Below are 24,066 nucleotides of genomic sequence, written 5' to 3' on the forward strand. Positions count from 1 at the left end.
AAGCATTATTATTTTTAACGAAAGAGGTCAAAAAAATGTGATTATTGTTAAAACAAGGAATTTTAAATACTTTTAAAAATAAAGCACAAGTTTTTATTTTTGTTATTTTAATTGTTTTAACAGCACTTTTTTCAACTGTTTGTTGAGTTTCTTTTGATCGATTACAAAAAGCAAACAGAACAATGGGATATGGAACATTAAATATTAATTATAACTATAATTATATTTCAACTAATTATGAAGCAAATAATCAGCAAACAATTACACCATGGTTTGCTTTTGATGTTGATTATGCTGGTATTGGGAATGGTTTTTTTGAAAAAAACTATGGTACTTTGACAATTGGTGGTTCAAATGATGTGCTAAAGCCATTTGATTTAGGAACTGGTTTAAAAGGTGAAAAATATCAATTTAAAATTGATGGAAACCAATTCCAAATTGAAAAAAGTGGTCATTGAGTACCATTTGAAAATGTTTTATTAGATTACAATGCTATTAATTTGACTAATCAAAATGTTTTAACAGGTGAATTTTCACAACTGTATCGGTTCAATTTTAATGCTTATTCATTTCAAAAATCTTTGTTAGGACAATTATACAATCGTTTTATTTTTAATAATTCTGTTGATTCAACTCTTAAAATGCAGGCAATTAATTTAGTAAAACGTTATATGCATTTTATTTTAGAGTCACGGTTAACTTATTTAGTGTATAAAAACATTGAAACTTATGCATTAAAAAATAATACGACAGATATTGACCTTTTAAATCAATTTATTAATGGAACAAACTTAGGCGAGCATTGACAAACAAAAAATTTGGGAGTTGATAATCCTGGTAAAAATGTTGCTCGTGCTGATCGAATTTTTTTAACACCAACAGTAGCAACCGATAAATATTGGGGAATGCGAGGAACATTAGGATTCCCAATTTATGATCCAAATAATACTTTGGGGTTAAAAGAACTTGATTGTCAAAATAGTACTGGTTGTACTGGAGTAGAAAATTATCGTTATTTTTTAACTGATACTAAATATCATAATATTGCCCAACTTTTAAATGATAAAAATGACCATAGTAATGTTACTAAAAACTTTTTACTAAATGGTAGTTATAAAGTTCGCAATTTAAGTACATATGATTTTTTTGGTCAGTATGATTATAATAATAAATTTATTAATAATGATTTTTTAACAACTTATCAAGATATGTTGGGAATGATTAGTAATTTTCAAGTTGTTAACCGTAATCAAGCAATTGCTTGAACAACTGATGGAAAAAAATATAAATTCATTGATTGAACACAACCATATAATTCAGGACAATTAAAAATCTTACAAAAATCAAAATGATTTGATCGTGGTTTAAATGAAATGGTTGATACAGCAATTGTCTTGCCACAATATTTTAAAGCAAATCATTTACGCTTTGATGATACGATTTTAGTTAATCAACTGAAACTTTATATTGAAGCCGTTGGGGGTGATACCCAAAATATTTATCCAACCATTTATGATACTGATTTTTTACCTGATGCGAAGAATGAGTCAATTATTTATGTTCATCCGCAAATGTTTAATCGTTTATTTGGTTATAATAACGAAGGGTTTACTACACAACAATATCAAGATGTTAGTACAGTTCAATTAACATATCATGGTGCTAATCAGAACAAAATGGAAACTGATTTAAATTATTATCGTGTTTACTTAGCTGATAATATTAATCGTTTAGGAAAAACAACTGAAGCAATTTTTCAAAATAAAACAGATGTTGTTAATAATGTTAATTTTACTAAATTTGGTGCGAATCAATTAGTTAATAATCGTTATCAATTGTTAAATAATGCTATTAAAATTTATTATTTAGTAACAATTGGGATTATTCTCTTTTTTGCCATAATTGTTATGATTATTTTGTTTATTCAATTAAAAAGTATGATTGAAAAACAACGAAGTCAAATTGGAATTTTAAAAGCAAATGGTTATAATAATTTTAAAATTTCCTTGTCTTATGTGATGTATTTCTTAACAGCCTTAATAATAGCTACTCCAATTGGATGATTACTTGGTCTAGGATTACAAGTTCCAATTATTAACTTATTTGGGCAATATTTTGTGTTACCAAGTACGTTTGTTGTTAACTGACAAGTACTATTATTATTTTTCCTTGTTGGTGGAAGTATTATTTTTATTCTTGTTGTTATTGAATGTAGTATTATATTAGGCCGGGAAGTATTAGCATTAATAAATCCAAATCGTGATTTTAAACCTAACAAATTAATTAGCCAGTTATCATTACGCTTTAGCAATCGATCATTTAAATCCCGCTTTCGATTAGTGTTATTAGGAGCGAGTTGAAAAGCAGTCATTATGTTTTTAATAACAACTTTTATTGCTACTGGAACAATTACCTTAGCGGCTTTGGTGCCAAATAGTATTAAAACTTTAAGTCAACAGTATTATCAAAATTTAAATTATGCTAATGAATTAAATTATCAAAATGTTATTTATAATAATCCATTAAGTCGTTATGAACTCTATGATAGTCCTAGTGAAGATGTACCAGATTATGGTGGGGTTAATGATCCAATTTATCAAAAGTTGGAAAATGTTCCAATTGCACCATATGTCTATGCCCGGGGTGTGGATAACACAACAAAATGAATTACTTTACAAGAATTAGCAACCAACCCTAATTACAGCCCATCTTATCCTTCGTTTATTGTTAATATGTTAGTGCAAAATATGACAGTCTTTAAAGGAAGCAATATTTCAGTTGGATTATTACGTTATTTATATGATTTACCAATTGATAGTAATATTAAAAATCGAGTTGATAATCAATTATCATTAGTAACATGTACTTTTTTACCACAATTATTTGGACAATTGCCAGTTTCTAACTCAGAAGCAGCAGGGACAACGTGACATAAATGGTCATATTGTATTGAACAAGCAACTAACACAATTTTACCAAGTGTTATTAAGGAAAAATGAGCAGCAAATGAAAAATATCAGTTGCGTTTTAACTTTGGGTTTAACTCGATGGCTTATGATCAAAACACAGATAGTTTATTTACTGGTTTTGATACAAAAATCACAGCTGTTAATGGAATTATTCGTGATAGTACAAAAAATCAAATTTCATCATATGGTCTTGATCTTAATGCTAATCAAGTTGTTTTTACAAATGAGTTAAAAACCAAATTACAAAAATCTTCTTCAAATCAAGACAAAATAATTCCAATTGCAATTAATGATTCGACGGCAGTAAAATATAATTTAAGAGTAAATGATATTATTAATTTCTACACCGATCAACCACGATTACAATATTTAGGTAAAGATCAACAATATTATGATATTAATCCAGAATGATGAACTTATCAAAATGGTAATGTTAAAAATGATCCTTGAACTTTAAATTTATCTCATTTAACAAATTCTTTATTAACAGGAACTAATAATGATGATTGAGGAACAAATGTTAATCAACCGTATGCGTCAATTAGCGGTTTAAAATTAAATTTACCAGTTAATATGATTGATGCAAATGTTTGAACTCAAAATAAAATTGATATTAATCCAGAAAGTGGCCCTACCAAAGTTGATTTGTTAAATAATAAAGTTACTAAAATTGAACAAAATAATTATGTCATTGGAGCTTATGATTTAAATTTTGATCATCCTTTAAAATCGCTGATTGATTTAGTAAATGGTGGCTTTGCCAAAAATTGATATAGTCAAGCCCTGAAATTAGGATTATTACGAGTAACAACAGCTGGTTTTAATGTTTTATCTAATTATCAATTTAAAGTGGTTGGAATTCAGCATTCTTATGACCAAGCTCGGATCTTTTTAGAACAAAAATTAGCAAATCAAGTTCTTGGTTATCAAAACAGTCCCCAATGATTTAATGGTAAATATACGAAAGCAATTCAACCAAGTGATCAATTTCAACGCTATGTTTTATCTTCTACGAGTGCTGATAACTCATTAAGTGATGGTTTATCTTTTTTCAGTTCAGCAGTTGGGAAAGTTGATTATTTATATAATAAAAAACAAGTTGTTAATCAACTAAGTTATTTTACAACTATATTAGCAGGAGCATTAGTGTCAATTATTATTTTAACAGCAGTTATTATTATCTTCTTAGTAACAGATGTTTTTATGGAGCGATATACCAAATTTATTGCTTTAATGCGGGTTTTTGGTTATCACCGTGGCGAAATTAATAGTATGACCTTAGCAATTTTTATTCCTTTTGCATTTTTAGGTTGATTATTAGGTTTTTTCCTAGTTTGAACAACTGTTTATTTTGCGGTTAAAATGGGATTGCAAACGATTAGTTTGCCATTAAGTTTACCAATGCCATGGTTATTATTTATTGCTATCTTTGGAATTATTAGTTTTATTTTTGCCTTAACTTTTGTTTTATCAACAAGAAAAATTAACCAGTTACCAATTCAAACAATTGTCACATTAAGTGATGAATAGGAGACAAAATTAATGAAAAAAATATGAATAATTTTAACAGTTGGTATATTAATGCTAGGATTACCTTCAACATTAATAAGTTGTGCAACAAATGATAATTTATATCCGGAACAAAAAGATACATTAGCATCAGTGGTACAAAAAATTACGAATACTAGTAAGACATACCAAGAAATTGAAACTAATAATAATAAAATAACATTAGCGGAAGGCAAAACTTATGCAGTGAATGCAATTTATAAGGCATTGGGAGGGGATAAAAATATTTATGGTGTTACACCTAATAATATTAAAATTACAACTGTTTTAGATCGTGATGGGCAGATTATTGATGATCAGAACTTTTCAGTTGGAATTGTTTTTGAAGTAAAATATGATATTAATAATGGTTTTGAATTTTTAACTAATCAATCATTTTGATTATTATTAAAATATTTAGCTCCTGATGAAATCATTAAAAATAATTTAATTTTTACAGCAAGTAGTGCTTTTCAAATTACTGATGATACTGTGTTAGGAATTGGTAGTAAAAGTGCAGTTGCAATTGAAAAAACTGCAACTGGTTATCAAACAACAGATCAAGAATTATTACAATGAGATTGTGATACTGTTAATCACCAAAACTTATTGCAAATTGGACGAATGATATGACCAAAAAATATTAATAAAATTCCAAATAATACAATGCGAGTTAATTTTATTCAGCATTATCAAAATGAAAAACAATTATATATGATAACCCAAGAAGTTAATAATGGGCAATTAACCAAACCAAAATATAAGGAAGTTAAAGTGCAAGGAAATGACCAATGAAATTTATTAACAGTTGCTTTACTTCAAGTTATTGAAATTCGTAATAAACTGTATGCTGCTGTTATTAATCCAGCAGCAGAAAATTTAGATCCAATTTTATTTAATTTACAATATGATGGTACAGATTGAATGTTAGATTTAACAACCCCAACTTTTCCTAATTTAAAACAAGGTTTTATTCCTGGGGAACAATATTTAATAACGAATTCATTATTTACTGCAAAAGGGGTAACATATGTAATGACTACGCTTGGGAATTTATATCAAATTGATTATTTAAATCAAACTTTTTCATTAAAAAAGATTATTAATGAAAAAGAAACAGCCAATAATATTCGCAGTTATATTATTGATGAACAAAATAACAAAATGTTTCGAATTAATCATGATCAATTAGAAGAAGTTAATAATATTTATTAAAATTAGTTTAAAAATAAACTAATTTTATTTCTTTTCAGTGATATTATTAATTGGAAGGGAATGGCATATGGAGGGGTTTTATGAGTAAAAATATTTATACTGTTAGTGAAGTTAACGCTTATTTAAAAACATCAATTGAACAAAATCCTAATTTTATTAATATTTCTTTACAAGGTGAAATTTCGAATATTACAAACCATTCATCAGGTCACATTTATTTTACGATTAAAGATGATAAGTCACAAATTCGAGCAATTATGTTCGCTTTTAATGCTAAAAACTTACAGTTTAAATTAAAAGAAGGACTAAAAATTGTTGCGACTGGTTCAATTAAAGTTTATGAGCCGCAGGGAACATACAGTTTACAAGTTGTGACTTTATCGTTACATGGAGTAGGGGATTTGTTTTTAAAATATGAAGCATTAAAACAGGAATTAAGTAAAAAAGGATGATTTGATCAATCATTAAAAAAACCAATTCCTCAGTTTCCAACTAATATTGGGGTAATCACAGCGCCAACTGGAGCTGCAATTCGTGATATTATTACTACAATTCATCGTCGTTTTCCACAAGCCAATATTTATTTATTTCCAAGTTTGGTGCAAGGAGAAGACGCAAAACATGATATTCGCAAAAATATTAAAGCCGCATTAGCTTTTAAGCCTAAAATTGATACTTTAATTGTTGGCCGTGGTGGTGGTAGCATTGAAGATTTATGAGCTTTTAATGAATTAGAAGTTGTTGAAGCCATTTTTCAAGCAACAATTCCCGTTATTTCAGCGGTGGGGCATGAAATTGATTTTACTTTATCTGATTTTGTTAGTGATTTAAGAGCACCAACCCCAACTGCTGCCGCAGAATTAGCAACACCAGATCAAAAAGAATTAATGAATTTTTTAAAGCAACAACAGCGGAGTTTAATAACAACTATTAAAACAAAAGTTGATAAGTTAGTTGACAAACTAGCAGAATTAAAAAATAGTTATGTCTTAACAAAACCCAAGGCATTGTATACACAACAAGAACATTCCTATCAATTATTAGTAAAACATTTTAATGTTTGCCAAGAAACTTTTTTCTTAGCAAACAAAAATGTCATTCAAACTTATTATCAAAAGTTAATTACATTAATGCAACAGCAAATTGTAGCAATTGAATATTTCAAAAATAATTTATTAAGTAAATTAGATTTATTAAGTCCGTTAAAAACATTAACACGCGGGTATAGTATTACTTATAATAATGAGAAAAATGTATTAACATCAATTCAACAAGTAGAGAATAATGATATAATAATGACACGTGTGCAAGATGGAATTATTCAGTCGCTTGTGCAAACAATTAAGAAGGATGGTGAAGAAAATGACAGATAATAAATCGTTTGAACAAGTTTTAGAACAGTTAAAACAAATTGTTAATGATTTGGAAAACAATCAGTTACCATTAGATCAAGCAATTGATGCTTTTGAAACAGGAATCAAATTAACTAAATTAGCAGAAGCGAAGTTACAAGATATTAAAGATAAAGTCACTAAAATTGTGAAAGATAATAATCCAACTGATTTTAAAGTTGACGAAGAATAATTTATTATGGCAGGACAGATTTTTGAACGAAGTGGCTGAGTTAAAAAAAATAATATTAAAATTAGAAAAAAATTATTTGAATTAAAATTAAGTCGAGTTGTTTTAAAAGATTTTAAGACATTTGATGAAAAAGATATTCTGATTAAAAATTTTGTGTATTTACTACGGTTGAATAATTTTGATGAGCAAGAATATTTTGATAGTATTATTTTAATTAAGTTAGTTTTAATTTATTATCATATGCAATATGTTCAGCATTCTGGGGTAAAACGAGAAGAAATTCAAATCTTAAAAGTAATTAAGGAATTAGAACAAAAATTTTAATTAATAAAATTAATACTAATTATGAAACAGAAATTTTTGCTAATATTAACATTTCTGATTTAAAGATTGCAAAATATTATCGTTTTGATTTATTATATAATTTTATTGCAAATATTTTTTATCAACCTTTTATGAAAAAACAAAATGCTAAATTGTATTTTGATTATGGATACTACCTTGTTTTTTTAATTAATTTAACAGTAATGAAAAACTATTTAAAGATAGTGCTAATGTTGAAATTTATAAAATTAAATTAGATGTAACAGCTAATTGCCATTATTTAATTGGTGAAATTACACCAATATATTTTAATAATTTTGTGCAACAAATTAATTATTTTTTACAAAAATATTAAGTGAGGTTAGAAGATGAAGTTAAGAGATTATCAGACTCATTATGATCTAAAAGATTTAAAAACAAAAGCATTAATTGAATTAGCAAATGATGTTCGTCAACTGATTATTGAAACAGTAACTAAAAATGGGGGGCATTTAGCTAGTAACTTAGGGACAGTTGAATTAACAATTAGTTTATTAAAGACTTTTGATATTGATAATAATGATATTATTATTTTTGATACTGGTCATCAAACTTATACTTATAAAATTTTAACTGATCGAAAAACACATTTTTCAACCATTCGTTTGCCAGATGGTTTAGCAGCATTCCAACATGTTAACGAAAGTAAATATGATTATATTTCAAATGGCCATGCGGGAACTGGTTTATCAACTGCAATTGCTTATAGTTATAGTCCCAAGTATAATAATGTTATCTGTGTCATTGGTGATGCATCTTTTACTAATGGTTTAACCTTAGAAGCTTTGACTCATTTAGGGTTAATTTCAAATAAAATTATTATTGTTTTAAATGATAATGGGATGAGTATTTCAAAAAATGTTAATATTCTACATACAGCAGTTAGTAAGGTTCGAACTGGTTGGCTATATCGCAGTGCTAGTAAGATTTCTAAAGTATTACGATACATTCCACCATTGACATTATTATGATTAGCACATTTATTAGTAGAAAAAATTATCCATAGTTTTGCAATTCCGGGGTTATTTGCCGGATTTAACTTAGATTATATTGGGACAGTTGATGGGCATCACTTTCGAAAATTAAATAAAAGTTTGCGACAAGCAAAAAAAAGTTCAAGTAGTGTTATTGTGCATGTCAAAACAAAAAAAGGTTATGGTTATGGTTTAGAACAAGCAGAACAAGAAAAATATCATTCATATAAGTTAAAAGATACTAAAACTAGCGAATGAAGTTATCATATTGCCCAAACAGTTGAAAAGGTGTTTCAATCTGCTGCTGAAAAATTCTATTTTATTTCAGCAGCAATGCAAGCTTCACTTTATTTAGAAGATTTTATGCTAAAAAACTCTCAATATTGCATTGATGTTGGTTTAGCAGAAGAACATGCGATTACTTTAGCATCTGGTTTTTCATTAGATCATCAACGAGTTGTTGTTAGTATGTATGCTAGTTTTTTGCAACGAACTTATGACCAAATTTTACATGATGTTGTTCGTAATCGGTTACCTGTTATTTTTTTAATTGATCGTGCTGGATTAGCACTTGGTGATGGTGATAGTCATCATGGCATTTATGATGTTGGTTTTTTAAATAGTATGGGAGATACTCCAATTATTAGTCAACCAGCAACTAGTGGTGAATTTGACCATTTGTTTACATTAGCGTTAACAAATAAACAAGACCCATTTTTTATTCGCTATCCAAAAGGAGACATTATGATTCAACCTTTAGCAAAGACATTTCAAGTTGGACAATGAGATTATGCGATTAATAATAAAGAAGCATCAATTTTATTAATAACTTATGGTAATAATGTGATAAAAGCACAGAGCATTATTACTAAATTAGCAACAAATAAAATTAATGTTATTAATGCAAGATTTATTAATCCAGTTGATAAAACCATGCTAATGCAAATTAGGGAAGATAATTATCAACAAATTATTATTTTTGAAGAAGTGATTAAACAGACAGGATTATATGCTAAAGTAATTGATTTTTTACAAAGTAATAAAACAAGTATTATTCATTATGGTTATCAAAATGGATTAGGTCAAAAGGAGATTAATAGTCTAGAAGAAATTTTACAGAATTTAATTAATTAAATAAAAAACCTTGTATTCTAAAAAAATAAGGGTTAAATTTATATATAAGAAAAAAGGAGAAGGAATATGAAAGAATATGTTAAATTTAAATTAAATAAACAGACACAATTAGAACAATATTTAGAAAAGCATCAGGTTGATGGAATTTTGTTTCATTCTACTATTAATCGTTTTTGATTTTCTGAATTTAAATCATCAGAAGGATATTTGTTATTTACAAAAAATGAATCAATTTTGTATTTAGATGGTAGATATATTACCGCTGGTAAAGAACAAGCTAAAAATGTCACACATGTTAAAGAAATGATAACAAATAATGCTGGTGGTTTTTTTGGTATGTTACAAAATGATCTAATCAAAAATAAGGTAAAAGTATTAGCTTTTGAAAGTGATTATTTAACATATTTAACTTATCAAAATTTAGCAGCAAGTTTAACATCAATTGAATTAAAACCTGTTGATTTTACTGAATTAAGAACAATTAAATCAAATGAGGAAATTAGTGCTTTGAAACAAGCATGTGCAATTGGTGATATTGCCATTAATAATGTAGTTAAAAAAATTAAGCCAGGAATGACTGAACGCCAAGTTGAACAAATTATTATTAATAGTTTTATTGAAGCGGGAGCAGATAAACCAAGTTTTGACACAATCGTAGCATCAGGATGGCGTGGTGCTTTACCACATGGGCGAGCAACAGATAAAGTTATTGCAAATAATGAATTAATTACAATTGATTTTGGTTGTATTTATAAGGGCTATTGTTCTGATACCACTCGTACGATCGGATTAGGGAAACCATCTGAACAAATGCTAGAAATTTTTGATGTTGTTTATCAGGCCCAAGAACTAGGTATTAAAGCAATTAAACCGGGTGTTAGTACCGCAACAATTGATAAAATTTGTCGTGATTATATCACAAGTAAAGGTTATGGTGAATATTTTACTCACTCAACTGGACATGGGGTTGGTATCGAAATTCATGAATTTCCACGCGTGTCACCATTTTGTGATATTCCATTAGAACCAGGAATGATTATTACTGTTGAACCAGGAATTTACATTCCTGACGTAGGTGGTGTTCGAATCGAAGATGATATTTTAGTAACAGAAACTGGTTATGAACTTTTAACAGAAGCAAAGCGTAATTTAATTTTAATTTAATGAAATTAACAAAAACACAAATTACTTTTCTCATCTTTTTTATTTTCATGCTTTTGTTTCTATTATTATCAATTATATTTATTGTAGTTGCTGGCAACCAAATCCATAAATTACTTGGTAATCCTCAAATAAGAGTTTTATCAGGAACTAATATAGGGTATTTTTTCTTAATAATTATTGTTCCTATATGTGGATTTAGTTTTTTAATTACAATAGTAGTGTGGTTATTAACATTGCGCAAAACAACAGAAGTATTGTTACAATCAGTACCAGCGGTTGAAAGTAAAGATAATCAATTATTAAATGATTTAAAAACTAATATGAATCAAATACAAGAGTATTTAATTAAATTGCATAATGATGTAAAAGCTTTAAAAAAATTTACAGGACTAATTACTCCAAAAGCAAAGGTTTCTTCAATTCGAACTAATGAAGAGCAAGTTGAACGTCTTGGGCAGGATCTAAATGTGATTCAAGAAAAATTAGGACAGCAGTCAGAACGCGCTGAAATGTTAAAAACAGTTGATCGTGATGAATTTGAGCGAACAAATAGTGGGATTGAACGTCCAATTAGTTTAGTTAAACCAACAGAATATATTATGCCTAAACGCGATAAAAATTTTGTTAATGATTTTCCAACTCAACAATTTTTATCAACAAAAATGTTAACAGAAACAAAAAGTGAGAAAAAACTTTCTTTAAGTTCAATTTTTGACCGGAAAAAAGTTGAAAAAGAATTAAAAGAAACTGAGTTAGAATTAGATGATAATCAATCAGCAGATGAAGAAGTTTTTAAAGCTTTTCCGTTAGAATTTAATGACCCAACAGTTATTGAGGATAAAGCATTTCGTGAAAAAGTAGGCTTTAATTTAAATGATTATGATTATACAACTGAAAATGATAGCATTAATGCTATTGAATTTCAAACTGTTTATCAAGTAGGTGATCGGATGATTGAAAATGGTATTGAATATGAAATTTTATTAGTTGTTCCACGGCATGTTCAAGATAGTGTCATGTATGAGTTAACTTTAAAGTCAACTGTTGATGAAACAGTTAAATCAATTATAAAAAAATAATTGAGATATAGAAAATTGATTTAAAAAAGACATCTTTTATAAAAATATTAAAAGATGTCTTTTTTATTTATTTAATTAATTTTCAAATTACTCGTTTATTTTTTCTACTGGCTGTTTGCCTGGTTTTATTAAAATAAAGCATAAACTTAATATTAGCATTGCAATAATAATACTATAAATAATTATATAAGTTATCATTATTGTATAAAAATTAATAATAATCGGAATAATGATAATACTTAATAATAAACTAAAAATAGCATGGCCAAAAACATGTTCAAACATTAAGGCTAATGTTAGATGTTCAGTACCAACTAAGTTAATAATATTATTTTTTTGAATTCGACTTAAATGTCCTAAACAAAGTCCAATTAAAATTTGACTACCACCAAGACCAAGTATTAAATATAAAAGGTGGTTTAAGTGTGTTTGTTGGGTAAAATAAGAAATTGTTAGTCCTAATAATAGACCAACGGCAATAATAGCAATAATAGTATTTCAACAAACATCACGTTTGATGGCAATATTACTTGTCTTAATTAAATATCCCATTAAATAACTTAGTTTTCGAATAACATATAAAATTCCAATTGCAATAATCATGAATGTTGTATTTTTAAAAATTAAAACTGGCAACAAGTAACCAAATACTTCGTTAATACTATATAAAAAACTTGATGAATATAAGTAACTTCAAAATTGTTTGTTTTTTCGTAATACTTTTCAACTTGTTGGATTAATTTTAAAGGTAACTTCTTCTGTTTTTAAATTAGAATTAAAAAAGATTAAACTAAAATTAATTAAGGTAATAAGAGTAAAATATGTTTGTAATGCAATATTAGTTCCTAAGTCATTTAAAAAATATTGAAATAAAAAAGGAATAATAATGGTAAAAACACTACCCAAAGTAAAATAAAGACTTGGATTTATTTTCAATTGATGTTGACGGGCATAACTACGAATAATTTCCATTGTAAAAGGTACCATTCCAGCAACAAAAATTCCAGTTGTAAAGAGTAACAACGGATAGAAATAAATAATTAAATTATTATCAAAAAAATTAAGCATCATCAGTAAAGAGATAAAAAGAAAAAGAAAAAAACTATTGATTTGTAAGATAAAAATATTATCTTTTTTCTTCTTTATTTTTGCTCATAGTGGTGTAAAAAAGAACATTGCGATAGGAATCAATAGGAAAAATCAAATTTTTGATAGTCCAAATTTTTGATAAATTTCAAAAGGTAAAAATGAAAATAATGCTCCCATTAAAATTCCTTGAATAATTAGTGTTACTTTTCAACTACGTAATTCAGTTGTCATTTTTGTTATCACATCCTTTGCTTGTTTGATTTGTTTTTGATGCTATTTTATATAAGTTAATTAAAGTACATTATCACGACTCTTAAATAAATATTTAACCATTACCACCACTCTTTTTCTATTTTAAAATTCTAACTTTTTCTTATTATAAATTAATAATTTAAAAAAAGTACAATTTTAAATAATTATTTTGTAAATTATAAATATCTTTTTTTTAATTCGTTGTACAATGTTAATATGAATATTAATTAAACAGTGTATAAAAAGGAGAATACAGAATGAAAAAATCAATTGATGCAATTAGAATGTTAGGAATTGAAGCAGTTAATAAAGCAAATTCAGGGCATCCAGGCATTGTCCTTGGAGCTGCCCCAATGGCGTATACTTTATTTACAAAACATTTAAATGTTAATCCGCAAGTTGACAAATGAACTAACCGTGATCGTTTTGTTTTAGCGGCAGGACATGGTAGCGCGTTACTATATTCTTTATTACATTTATCAGGATTTGATCTTAACATTGAAGATTTACGCAATTTTCGCCAAATTGATTCAATTACTCCTGGTCATCCCGAGTCACATTTAACTCCAGGAGTTGATGTTACTACTGGTCCCTTAGGACAAGGAATTGCAACTGCAGTTGGCTTAGCCTTAGCTGAGTCACATTTAGCAGCAAAGTATAATACTAAAAAATATTCACTTTTTGATCATTATACTTATGTTTTATGTGGGGATGGTGATTTACAAGAAGGGATAACACAAGAAGCAATTTCTTTAGCGGGACATTGAAAATTAAATAAACTAATCGTTTTATTTGATTCAAATGATGTTCAATTAGATAATATGGTCAATGTTGCTCAAAGTGAAAAAATTGATGATCGTTTTCAAGCAGCAAATTGAAATTATCTTTTAGTTAAAGATGGTAATGATGTTGAAGCAATTAACGAAGCTATTATTAAGGCCAAAAACAGTGACAAACCAACTTTAATTGAAGTAAAAACAATAATTGGGTTTGGAGCAACTAAACAAGGAACTCCCGCAGTGCATGGTGCGCCATTAGGAACAGATATTGAGACAGTTCGTAATTTACTAGGATGAACAGAGAAACCATTTGACATTCCTGGCGAAGTTTATGATGATTTTGAAGTTAATGTTAAAATTCGAGGAATTAAAAAGTATGAAGAATGATTAAAAATGTACAAAGCATTTTGTCAAGAAAATCCAGAATTAGGAAGAGAAGTGGATGAAGCAATTCATGGGAATTTCACTTTTGATCCAAAACAGTTTAGTGATTTAAAACCAACTAAGCCACAAGCAACGCGCATTAGTAGTGGGGCAATTATTGATCGCATTTCAAGCATTATTCCGAATTGAATTGGTGGAAGTGCCGACTTAAGTGGTAGTACAAAAGCAAAAGGGGCAGATGGTGTTTATAGTGCGGAAAATCGAAAAGGACGAAATTTAGCTTATGGTGTTCGTGAATTTGCGATGACAGCTATTAATAATGGAATTTGTTTACATCGTGGTTTATTACCTTTTGCTAGTGGTTTTTTTGTTTTTGCTGATTATATGAAGCCAGCCATTCGGTTAAGTTCTTTGATGGAAATTCCTGTTGTTTATGTTTTATCACATGATTCAATTGCTGTTGGTGAGGATGGCCCAACACACCAACCAATTGAACAATTGGCAATGTTACGAAGCCAACCAAATTTAAATGTTTTTCGTCCAGCTGATTTTAATGAGACATTAGGTGCTTATCATTTTGCGCTCCAATCTCGTCATACACCAAGCGCAATTTTAATTACTCGTCAGGACTTACCGGAATTAGAACATTCTAGTGTCGAAATGGTTAAAAAAGGAGCTTATCAAGTTTATGGTTCAGAACATCATAATGATGTTGTTTTACTTGCAACAGGAAGTGAAGTCAGTATGGCCATTGCGGTTGCTAAAAAATTAGAATACGATAAAAAGATTAATGTAAAAGTGGTTTCAATGCCATCGTGGGAATTATTTGATAAGCAAGACATTACTTATAAAACAAAATTGTTAGAGCCAACTGCTCTAATTGTTTCAATTGAATTAGGAACAACCTTTGGTTGGGAACGATATACTTCAAATACAGGGTTAAACTTTGGAATCAATACTTTTGGCCAATCAGGACCATTCCTTGATGTACTAGAATATTTTGGCTTTAATGTTGAAAATATTGTTAATACAATTAGTAAAAAAATGCAATTATCATAAAAGAATGTCAATTGCATTTTTTGTGTAAGAATTAATGACAAAGAAAAAACTAGAGGGAGAATTTATTAAATGGTTATTTTTTCATGGGTTTTAGCAATTATTTTATCTATTTTGTTATGAGCAACATTATGAATTTTTCCAAATTTTTATGCAAAAACAACCAAGTATTGTTATTTACGGGTTGGAATTGCCATTTGGTTAGTTATTGTTGAAGCAGATCGAATGTGAGAAATGTTAAGTCATGGTGGATGACAACATTTTTCAAATTATTTTACTTTATATTCTTGCACGATTGTTGCTTGAGTAGCATTAATAATGTTATTTTATCCAAATAAGATTTTTTTAGATTGTTTTTTTCCATTGGGAATTATGGGACCAATTTTGACTTTAATCTTTCCAAGTAAGCAACCAACAATATTAGAGTGAAGTTATTATGTCTTTTATTTTGGCCATACTTTTACCTTATTTGGTTTTATCTATGTTTATTTATATGGGTTAACAAATTATCAGTTTTCACGAAAGGCAATTCAAACTAGTTTTCTTACTGGAATTATTGTCATTGTTACAGTTGAATTATTTAACCAATATTTTGGTGAAAATTATATTGTTGGCGATATTGCTTGAGCATTAGGATTAAAAGATTTAACTCGACCATGACAGTTCTTAATTAGTTTTATTTTAGGGATTCCAATAATCGGATTAGGATTATTACTAATTTATTTATTTAAGCCAATTTATCAACAAAAAACAAAAGTTAAATTACATGATACATGATGAGAATTATTATTAAAAAAAATTAAACTTCATAATAATAAAAAAACTAGGGAAGAAAACACCTAGTTTTTTGTAAAATATCTTATCCTTCATATTTTAGATAACGTTGTCAAAAGACAGGGGCTAAACTACGGAGCGCTAGGGGAATGACAATTTGCATGATTGGATAAGTAAAAATAAAACTGTGAATAAAGTTATAAACAATTGCGTATAATCAATTCGTATAACCTGGTCAAACTGAGTCCGGAAATAAGGTTGTTCAGATTAAAGCCCCAACTAACACTTGCGAAACATAAATTAAACTAATAATACTAAAACAAATAATAATATAATTAATATATGTAATATATTTTTTATCATTATTAACTTTAAAGCGCATGAATCCCGCAATCATTGGGATAATCATTGGAATAAAGTAATCTAGTAAATATGATCATGGCGAAACAATAAATCCTGATGGAATAAATAAAAGTGACATTAATGCGCTAATTGTTCCCGTGATAAATCCCGCTAACGCTGAGTGAATAAAAGCAATAATTGTTAAGGGAATATATTTTAAAGCAATGCTTCCACCGTGGGGTAAGTTTGGAATAATGGTTTCTAAAAAAGCTAAAACAAGAGTTACTGCGGCAAACATTGCAATAATCACAAAATCAAATGTTTTTCATTTTCAAATTCCTAAATTAATTAGGAATCGTTTTTTCCGACTTGCTTTTGCAAAAAGAATATCGCTAACTTTTATTTCATAACTATAAATAATAATATTACTAATTAAATTAATAATATTAAGGCTAATAATATTTAAAATAATAAACTGCATTTTATAATTAATATATTCTTCATAAGTTGTTAATCATGTACTAATGGTATATATAATACTAAAAATTAACCCAAAGACACAAATTGCAATGAAAAAAATTCATAGACTTTTAAAATTTTGGTCATGTTCTAGATGCAAAATGGTACTTAATTTTGTTAGTGGTAAAACATTAAGGCTAATTAAAAACCCTAAATATAAACTAATTGGAATAAAAATTGTTAATTTATTGTATCACAAAACAATTTCTTGTTGTTTTAAACTGCATTTAAAAAATGGTTTTTGTTCCATATATAAAAAAATCTCCTTACACAAACTAAATTTATTAAATTAATAAATAATGAATTTGAACTCCCTCCGCTAGTTTTAACTAGATCAGGTTCTAAGAGTATTTCTCAAACTTATTAAAAACTAATAAGCTACCTCTGTCAATTACATTATTATCATAACATTGTTAGAAAAAACTGCAAGAAATTTTAGAATTTATTATATAATATATAATAGAAGTTAGAGGAAAAGATATGTTTAAGTGATTTAAAAGAAAGAAAAAGCAGGACATAATTGTTAATTTAGAAACAGCTAGTAGTTTTGATGATGATATTGAAGCAGCAAGTGGAATTGATTTCCGAGAAAGTGTTGTTACTACAACATCAACACCAGTAAGAAAAGATAATTTAGAACCTAGTGGTAAACAAAATGTTGATCAAAAAAATGTTACAAATATTCATAATCTTGTTCAAAACGCACGTAGTCAAATAAATAAATATAAAGAAGAAAACAATGTTAATGAACATGAAAATTTATTAGAACGATTAGAACAATTAAAAAATCTTCGTGACAGTTCACAATCAAAGCCAAATGAATTTCAACAAATGTTAAATCAAATTAAAGAACGTAATTTTAATGACCGGATGGCTTATATTATGGATCGCATTAAAATTTCACACCGAGATGATGACAAGTTGGAATTAGAACAAAATGGTGAGCCAAAAGAGAAAAAAGGTTCAAAACAAGCAAAAAAAGAGAACATTGCAATTATTGGTAATAAAAAAGAAATTACTAAAATTAAACAAAAATTATCACAAGAAGATTATTCTGTTGCAAAACAAAATAGCGATTTTACAATTACTTTATCAGTGGAACAATTTCAACATATTGTTCGTGACACTGTTGAAGATGTTTTGGTTGATTTAGGAATTAAAAGTAAAGATGAATAATTATTCTTTCTTTTTCATTTAGGGTGAAGTTAATAGAAAAGAAGTGATAAGGAGGAAATAATTATGAAAATAGCATTATTTGGTGGTAGTTTTGATCCATTTCATACTGACCATTTGGCAATGATTAAACTAGTTAAAACTAAAACAGATATTGATGAAGTGTGAATTATTCCAACAAATCAAAATCCTTTTAAAACACGAAAATTATCGCCTGTTAACGATCGATTAGCAATGATTAAATTAGCAGTTAGTAATCTTGCATATGTTAAAATAAATTTAATTGAATTGGAGAATGCAGAACCTAGCACAACATATAATACTGTTTTAAAATTACAACAGCAATTTCCAACATATCAGTTTTATTTTATGATTGGTTCTGATCAATTGCAAACATTAGGAAAATGAAATAATATTGCTGAATTAATAAAAATGCAAACATTTATTATTTTTCAACGAAATGAACAAATCAAGCAAACTATTTTGCAACAATATCAAGCCATTTTGATTCCTTTTACTAATAATTTACATTTATCTTCAACAATGTTACGAGAAGGAGAAAATATTGCTCTACAATTACCAACCATTACAAATTATATTAATAATAACTTATTATATTTACCAGAACGTTTAGAAAAAAATATGGATTCTGAGCGTTATCAACATTGTCTAAATGTTGGGAAAAAAGCACAGGAATTAGCATTACGATATGGTTTAGATGCGCACAAAGCGTTAATTGCGGGAACTTATCATGATATTACAAAACAATGACCAAAAGAAAAACAAGCAGCATATTTAACAAAATATTTACCAAGTTTTTTAACTGAACCAGTTCCAACTTGACATTCATATACAGGATATTGTTACTTAAAATATGATCTTCTTTTTACAGATAATGAAATTTTATCCGCAATAAAATGACATACTGTTGGTCATCCACAAATGACGCTATTTGAAATGATAGTTTTTATTGCAGATAAAATTAGTGCAGAACGAAATTATCCTGGTGTTGAAGGTTATCGTGCCTTAGCAGAACAAGATTTGACAAAAGCATTTCAAGCATTATTGACAATGCAATTTGACCGGGCTGTAATGCAAACTGGTCTTGCGCATTTAGGAAAAAACCTTAAATTAACTTATCAAGAATGAAAGCGAGGAAAATAATACGATGAATTTAGTTATTAGTGCGATGGAAGCTGAATTATCTGCAACAATAGCAGCCTTACAACCAACGGAAGTTATTAAATATAATCATATTAAATTGTATCAAAAGGGAACATGATTATTTGCAATTAGTAAAATTGGATTAGTAAATGCGGCCATGAGTTTAGCAACTCTAATTAATGACTATGCTATTAAAACAATTTATAATGTTGGTACTGTGGGAAGCTTAAAAAAAACAATGCCATTATTAAGTGTTTTGCTTATTTCTGAAGCATATTATACTTTTGCTGACACGCGAGCATTTGGATATACAGTTGGTCAAATTCCTGGCGAACTAAGTAGTTATCATAGCGATAAAGCATTATTAGCATTAGCTAAAACAAAAATTTTAGACAGTCAACAAGCTGTTTTAGGAAGCAGCGATATTTTTATTGATAAAGCAGAATATTTTGACCATATTAAAACAAAGTTTAACAATAAAATTGATGTAGTTGATATGGAAGGTACTGCCTTTTTTCAAGTTGCAGCAAAGCATCAGTTACCAATGATTAGCATTAAAATTGTTAGTGATTATTTAGAGTTAAATGGCGATAGTGCTGATAGTCAATTTGAAAAAAATTTACCCAAAGCTAGTTTGCTGATTTATGATGTAATTATGAAATTTTTAACAGATTAAAAAAATTGTAAATTATTTAATAATTTACAATTTTTTTAATTATGCTTTTTAACTGAATTATGTTTAGAATTAGTGGCAATATTTCCGGCTGCCAAATCAGATTTACCTTTAAAATCATATGGTTTTTCAGTTCCTTTAAATAAACGAACAATATTTTGATGATGTTTAAAAATTAAGAAAAGAGAACTTAAAGTAATAACAATATTAATTAATGCTAAACTATCATAATAATTATTGTAATTAACATAATGTAAGTAATTCATTCAAACAACATGTGAATTTTGGAGTAAATCACCATTGAAATTAATACTATTAATTCCGCTTAGTTGAGGAATTCAACATAAAGCACCAGTAAATAAAGCAGCTAAAATGGAAGAAACCGAAACACGTTTTCAAATAAAGATTGTACTTCATCAGACGACAGTTGCAATTAAAAAATAGTAGGGATTAGTCATTCATAATAAACCCAGAAAAGAGGAAACTGTTTTTCCACCTTTAAACTTATAATAAATGGGATAAGAATGACCAATTAGCACAAAAAAGGCTGGAATGTAATAACTAGTTGAGCCAAAATTAACCCCGTTAATATTAATACAACTAATTCCAAAGGCAATAAACATTGTTACTGTAACTTTTAACATATCTAAAAACATAATTCCAAAACCTCATTTTTTGCCTAAAACACGACTAGTATTTGTCGCACCAGCATTTTTGGAATGATATTCGCGAACATCAACTTTATAAAGGGTTTTACTAATAAAAATTGATCAACTAAAAGATCCAATAAAGTATCCAATAATTGCCGCAATTACGGTTCCTACATATCCATATAACGTCATTTTGTCACCTCTCTTTTACTATTATATAGTATATTAGAAATAATTTGGTAAATAATTGTAAATAAAACTATTATAATATATGATAGTTATAGTGAAAAATTAGAATTAAAAGGAATGATTAAAATATGAGTACAGAAAATAAAACTTTAAAATATGATGAATCATCAATTCAAATTCTAGAAGGATTAGATGCCGTTCGTAAACGTCCCGGGATGTATATTGGGTCAACTGATGTCCGTGGATTACATCATTTAGTATGAGAAATTGTTGATAACTCAATTGATGAAGCATTAGCTGGGTATTGTAATGAAATTAATATTACTATTCACAAAAATAATGCCATTACAGTGCATGATAATGGCCGTGGAGTGCCAACAGGGAAACATGCTTCGGGAAAATCCACTCCAGAAATCATTTTTTCCGTGTTACATGCTGGTGGAAAATTTGGTGGTGATGGATATAAAACGTCAGGTGGATTACATGGAGTTGGTTCTTCAGTTGTTAATGCCTTATCATCAATTTTTGATGTTAAAATTTATCGTGATAAAGCAATTTGACATATTAAATTTGTTAATGGTGGACAAGTAAAACAACCATTAACAAAACTTGGACCAACAAATGAAACAGGAACAACTGTTACTTTTTTACCTGATGCAAAGATTTTTAAAGTAATTGATTTTTCATTTTCAACTATTTCAGAACGAATCCGTGAATCAGCGTTTTTAAATAGTGGTGTCAAAATTACTTTAACTGATGATCGCGCAGGTAAAACAGTAGAATATCTATTTAATAATGGATTAGAAGAATTTATTAGTTATATGAATGAGGGCAAAAAAAGCATTACTCCAATTGTAATGATGAAGGGTCTTGAAAAGGAAATTGAAGTGGAAGTTGCTTTACAATATTCTACTGAATTTAATGAAAATTTACTTAGTTTTGCTAATAATGTTAAAACAAGTGAAGGAGGAAGTCATGTTGTTGGTTTTCGGAGTGGTTTAACAAAAGTTATTAATGATTATGCCCGCAAAGAAGGTTTACTAAAAGAAAAAGATAAAAATTTAGATTCAACTGATACACGAGAAGGTTTAACGGCAATTATTTCAGTAAAAGTCCCCGAAAGTTTAATTCAATATGAGGGGCAAACAAAAGGAAAATTAGGAACTTATGATGCTCGCACAGCAGTAGAAATAATTGTGACAAAACAATTTGGATTTTGATTAACAGAAAATAAAACAAGTGCTTACGCTATTATTGAAAAAGCACTTTTGGCACGAAATGTTCGTGAAGAAGCCCGTAAAGCCCGTGAAGCAGCTCGCAATAATAAAAAGCGTGGGAATAGCGATCGACTATTAACTGGGAAATTAACTCCAGCGCAAAACCGAAATAAATTAAGTAATGAAATCTTTTTAGTCGAAGGGGATTCAGCGGGCGGAAGTGCTAAATTAGGGCGTGATCGTCGTTTTCAAGCAATTTTACCATTACGAGGAAAAGTAATTAATGCTGAAAAAGCAAAGCTACAAGACTTAATGAATAATGAAGAAATTAATGTCATGATTAATGCTATTGGTGCTGGGGTCGGCAATGCCTTTGATATTGATGATGCTAATTATGGAAAAGTTATTATCATGACTGATGCTGATACGGATGGTGCTCATATTCAAACATTATTATTAACATTCTTCTATCGTTATATGCGTCCATTGATTGAAAATCATCGCGTTTATATTGCCTTACCACCACTATTTAAAATTTTAAATACGAAGAATAAAAAAATAGATTATGCGTGAGATGAAAATGAATTGAAAACAAAATTAAGTACCTTAAAAGATAAGTTTGAATTACAACGTTACAAAGGATTAGGGGAAATGAATGCTGAACAATTATGAGAAACAACAATGGATCCTGAAACACGGCAATTAATTCTAGTAACAATTGATGATGCTCTTATGGCAGAAAAACGAATTGTAACTTTAATGGGTGATGATGCGAGAAAACGAAAAGACTGAATTGATGAAAATGTTAAGTTTACATTAGAAGATGATTTTCAGCCAATTGTTAATCAATAGGAGTTATTATGTTACTACCAGCAATTAAAGAATTAATTACTGATTTGAATCAAACTAATGTAAAACTTAGTCAATATCAAAATTTTCAGTTATGAATTATTAACCTTAAGGAAAAAATAAATATGATAACATTAGAATTATTAACATTAAATGATAGTGAAGATAGTGATTATCAAATTGTTAATGCAATTGACATTCCATTACACGATCAAGACACTTTAACTTGGTGTTATGAAAGTTTAGCTTTAACAAAGCAGCAAACAAAAGCAAAGGAAGTTTTTTGAGCACAGGTTATTAAAGAAGATAAGAAACTTTACCAGTTAGAACCAAGTAGTAACATATATTTATTAACAAAACCAGGAGTTAATTTTTTTAATGATAATATAATCAAAGAAGAATTAAATTATTATAATTATAATGTTTTAACAATTTTAATGTCGTTTAGAAAAATTAATGATTTTATTAATTTAGAACCAATAAAAGATTATAACCAAATAAACTTTATTGAAGAAATTAAGAAAGATTTAACAGCAATGAAGATCACAATTTATAAATTGATGCTAATTGAAGGTTGCCTTACTTATCAATACGAAGTTAATTGATCAGAAAGAAAAGGCAATTATGTAATTAAAACAAATTCTACGATTTATAATCAAATTGACTTTACAATTTCAGATAATGAAAAAATGTTAGCACAATTATTACACTTAATTAAGTTAGCTAATATGGTTAATGAGCGAACATTAGAATATTTCCGCACATTATTATTGCTAACACACGACCGACAATTATTTGTTTATCATAAACAAACAGATTGTTGAATCCTAACAACACTAGGACAAAAATTATTTTATCAAATTAATTATCCAAAATTTGTAATTAATCGAAAAATGATGAACTTTAATTTAGAGAAAGGAATCTAA

18 protein-coding genes and 1 riboswitch are annotated in these 24,066 nt (G+C 27.9%); of the genes, 15 read left to right on the plus strand and 3 right to left on the minus strand.

Annotated elements, in window-relative coordinates:
- The first annotated feature begins 35 nt into the window (after window positions 1–35).
- From E7Y35_RS00960 to E7Y35_RS00995, 8 genes are all read left to right on the plus strand, one after another.
- Entirely contained in the window at window positions 36–4,499 is a 4,464-nt protein-coding gene (locus tag E7Y35_RS00960) for an ABC transporter permease (protein ID WP_283272484.1), read from the plus strand.
- Window positions 4,500–4,511: 12 nt separating this feature from the next.
- Window positions 4,512–5,732 (plus strand): hypothetical protein, encoded by a 1,221-nt coding sequence (locus E7Y35_RS00965; RefSeq protein WP_283272485.1) that lies wholly within the window; start codon window positions 4,512–4,514, stop codon window positions 5,730–5,732.
- An 80-nt stretch (window positions 5,733–5,812) separates the two neighbouring features.
- Window positions 5,813–7,105 carry an exodeoxyribonuclease VII large subunit gene (gene xseA, locus E7Y35_RS00970; protein WP_283272486.1) on the plus strand — a complete coding sequence of 431 codons (1,293 nt, stop codon included), beginning with the start codon at window positions 5,813–5,815 and terminating at the stop codon, window positions 7,103–7,105.
- Window positions 7,095–7,316 carry an exodeoxyribonuclease VII small subunit gene (xseB, locus tag E7Y35_RS00975; protein WP_283272487.1) on the plus strand — a complete coding sequence of 74 codons (222 nt, stop codon included), beginning with the start codon at window positions 7,095–7,097 and terminating at the stop codon, window positions 7,314–7,316. The genes xseA and xseB overlap by 11 nt, the downstream gene beginning before the upstream one ends.
- A gap of 6 nt (window positions 7,317–7,322) precedes the next feature.
- Entirely contained in the window at window positions 7,323–7,640 is a 318-nt protein-coding gene (locus tag E7Y35_RS00980) for a hypothetical protein (RefSeq protein WP_283272488.1), read from the plus strand.
- A 368-nt stretch (window positions 7,641–8,008) separates the two neighbouring features.
- Complete coding sequence (locus E7Y35_RS00985; protein ID WP_283272489.1) at window positions 8,009–9,787, plus strand: 1-deoxy-D-xylulose-5-phosphate synthase; 1,779 nt, start codon at window positions 8,009–8,011, stop codon at window positions 9,785–9,787.
- A 66-nt stretch (window positions 9,788–9,853) separates the two neighbouring features.
- A complete protein-coding gene (locus E7Y35_RS00990) occupies window positions 9,854–10,951 on the plus strand; it encodes an aminopeptidase P family protein (protein ID WP_283272490.1) in 1,098 nt (365 codons plus the stop codon).
- A 233-nt stretch (window positions 10,952–11,184) separates the two neighbouring features.
- Complete coding sequence (locus tag E7Y35_RS00995; protein WP_283272491.1) at window positions 11,185–12,030, plus strand: hypothetical protein; 846 nt, start codon at window positions 11,185–11,187, stop codon at window positions 12,028–12,030.
- Between the two features lie 87 nt (window positions 12,031–12,117).
- On the opposite strand, the gene E7Y35_RS01000 is transcribed toward E7Y35_RS00995, so the two are convergent.
- Entirely contained in the window at window positions 12,118–13,350 is a 1,233-nt protein-coding gene (locus E7Y35_RS01000; protein ID WP_283272492.1) for a hypothetical protein, read from the minus strand.
- Between the two features lie 278 nt (window positions 13,351–13,628).
- Here E7Y35_RS01000 and tkt point away from each other — a divergent pair, with 278 nt between their 5' ends.
- Together tkt and E7Y35_RS01010 are read left to right on the plus strand one after the other, a co-directional pair.
- Complete coding sequence (gene tkt, locus E7Y35_RS01005) at window positions 13,629–15,593, plus strand: transketolase (RefSeq protein WP_283272493.1); 1,965 nt, start codon at window positions 13,629–13,631, stop codon at window positions 15,591–15,593.
- A 69-nt stretch (window positions 15,594–15,662) separates the two neighbouring features.
- Complete coding sequence (locus E7Y35_RS01010; protein ID WP_283272494.1) at window positions 15,663–16,433, plus strand: TMEM164 family acyltransferase; 771 nt, start codon at window positions 15,663–15,665, stop codon at window positions 16,431–16,433.
- A gap of 16 nt (window positions 16,434–16,449) precedes the next feature.
- Here the strand turns inward: E7Y35_RS01010 and E7Y35_RS01015 are convergent, their stop codons facing one another.
- Window positions 16,450–17,475, minus strand: coding sequence for an energy-coupled thiamine transporter ThiT (locus E7Y35_RS01015; RefSeq protein WP_283272495.1), 1,026 nt, complete (start codon window positions 17,473–17,475; stop codon window positions 16,450–16,452).
- Between the two features lie 44 nt (window positions 17,476–17,519).
- Window positions 17,520–17,621: riboswitch (TPP riboswitch) on the minus strand.
- 84 nt (window positions 17,622–17,705) lie between these two features.
- On the opposite strand from E7Y35_RS01015, the gene E7Y35_RS01020 reads away from it, so the two are divergent.
- The 3 genes from E7Y35_RS01020 (at window position 17,706) to mtnN (ending at window position 20,238) form a co-directional block, all read left to right on the plus strand.
- A complete protein-coding gene (locus E7Y35_RS01020; protein WP_283272496.1) occupies window positions 17,706–18,401 on the plus strand; it encodes a hypothetical protein in 696 nt (231 codons plus the stop codon).
- A gap of 63 nt (window positions 18,402–18,464) precedes the next feature.
- Window positions 18,465–19,562: a nicotinate-nucleotide adenylyltransferase gene (locus E7Y35_RS01025; RefSeq protein ID WP_283272497.1), complete on the plus strand. Its 1,098-nt coding sequence runs from the start codon at window positions 18,465–18,467 to the stop codon at window positions 19,560–19,562.
- 4 nt (window positions 19,563–19,566) lie between these two features.
- Entirely contained in the window at window positions 19,567–20,238 is a 672-nt protein-coding gene (gene mtnN, locus E7Y35_RS01030) for a 5'-methylthioadenosine/S-adenosylhomocysteine nucleosidase (protein ID WP_283272498.1), read from the plus strand.
- A gap of 35 nt (window positions 20,239–20,273) precedes the next feature.
- On the opposite strand, the gene E7Y35_RS01035 is transcribed toward mtnN, so the two are convergent.
- Complete coding sequence (locus tag E7Y35_RS01035; RefSeq protein ID WP_283272499.1) at window positions 20,274–21,077, minus strand: glycerol-3-phosphate acyltransferase; 804 nt, start codon at window positions 21,075–21,077, stop codon at window positions 20,274–20,276.
- Window positions 21,078–21,202: 125 nt separating this feature from the next.
- On the opposite strand from E7Y35_RS01035, the gene parE reads away from it, so the two are divergent.
- Together parE and E7Y35_RS01045 are read left to right on the plus strand one after the other, a co-directional pair.
- Window positions 21,203–23,143: a DNA topoisomerase IV subunit B gene (parE, locus tag E7Y35_RS01040; RefSeq protein WP_283272500.1), complete on the plus strand. Its 1,941-nt coding sequence runs from the start codon at window positions 21,203–21,205 to the stop codon at window positions 23,141–23,143.
- Between the two features lie 8 nt (window positions 23,144–23,151).
- Window positions 23,152–24,066 (plus strand): hypothetical protein, encoded by a 915-nt coding sequence (locus E7Y35_RS01045; protein ID WP_283272501.1) that lies wholly within the window; start codon window positions 23,152–23,154, stop codon window positions 24,064–24,066.

The sequence above is a fragment of the Spiroplasma sp. SV19 genome, from assembly GCF_030060925.1.
Taxonomy (GTDB): Bacteria; Bacillota_I; Bacilli_A; order Mycoplasmatales; family Mycoplasmataceae; genus Spiroplasma.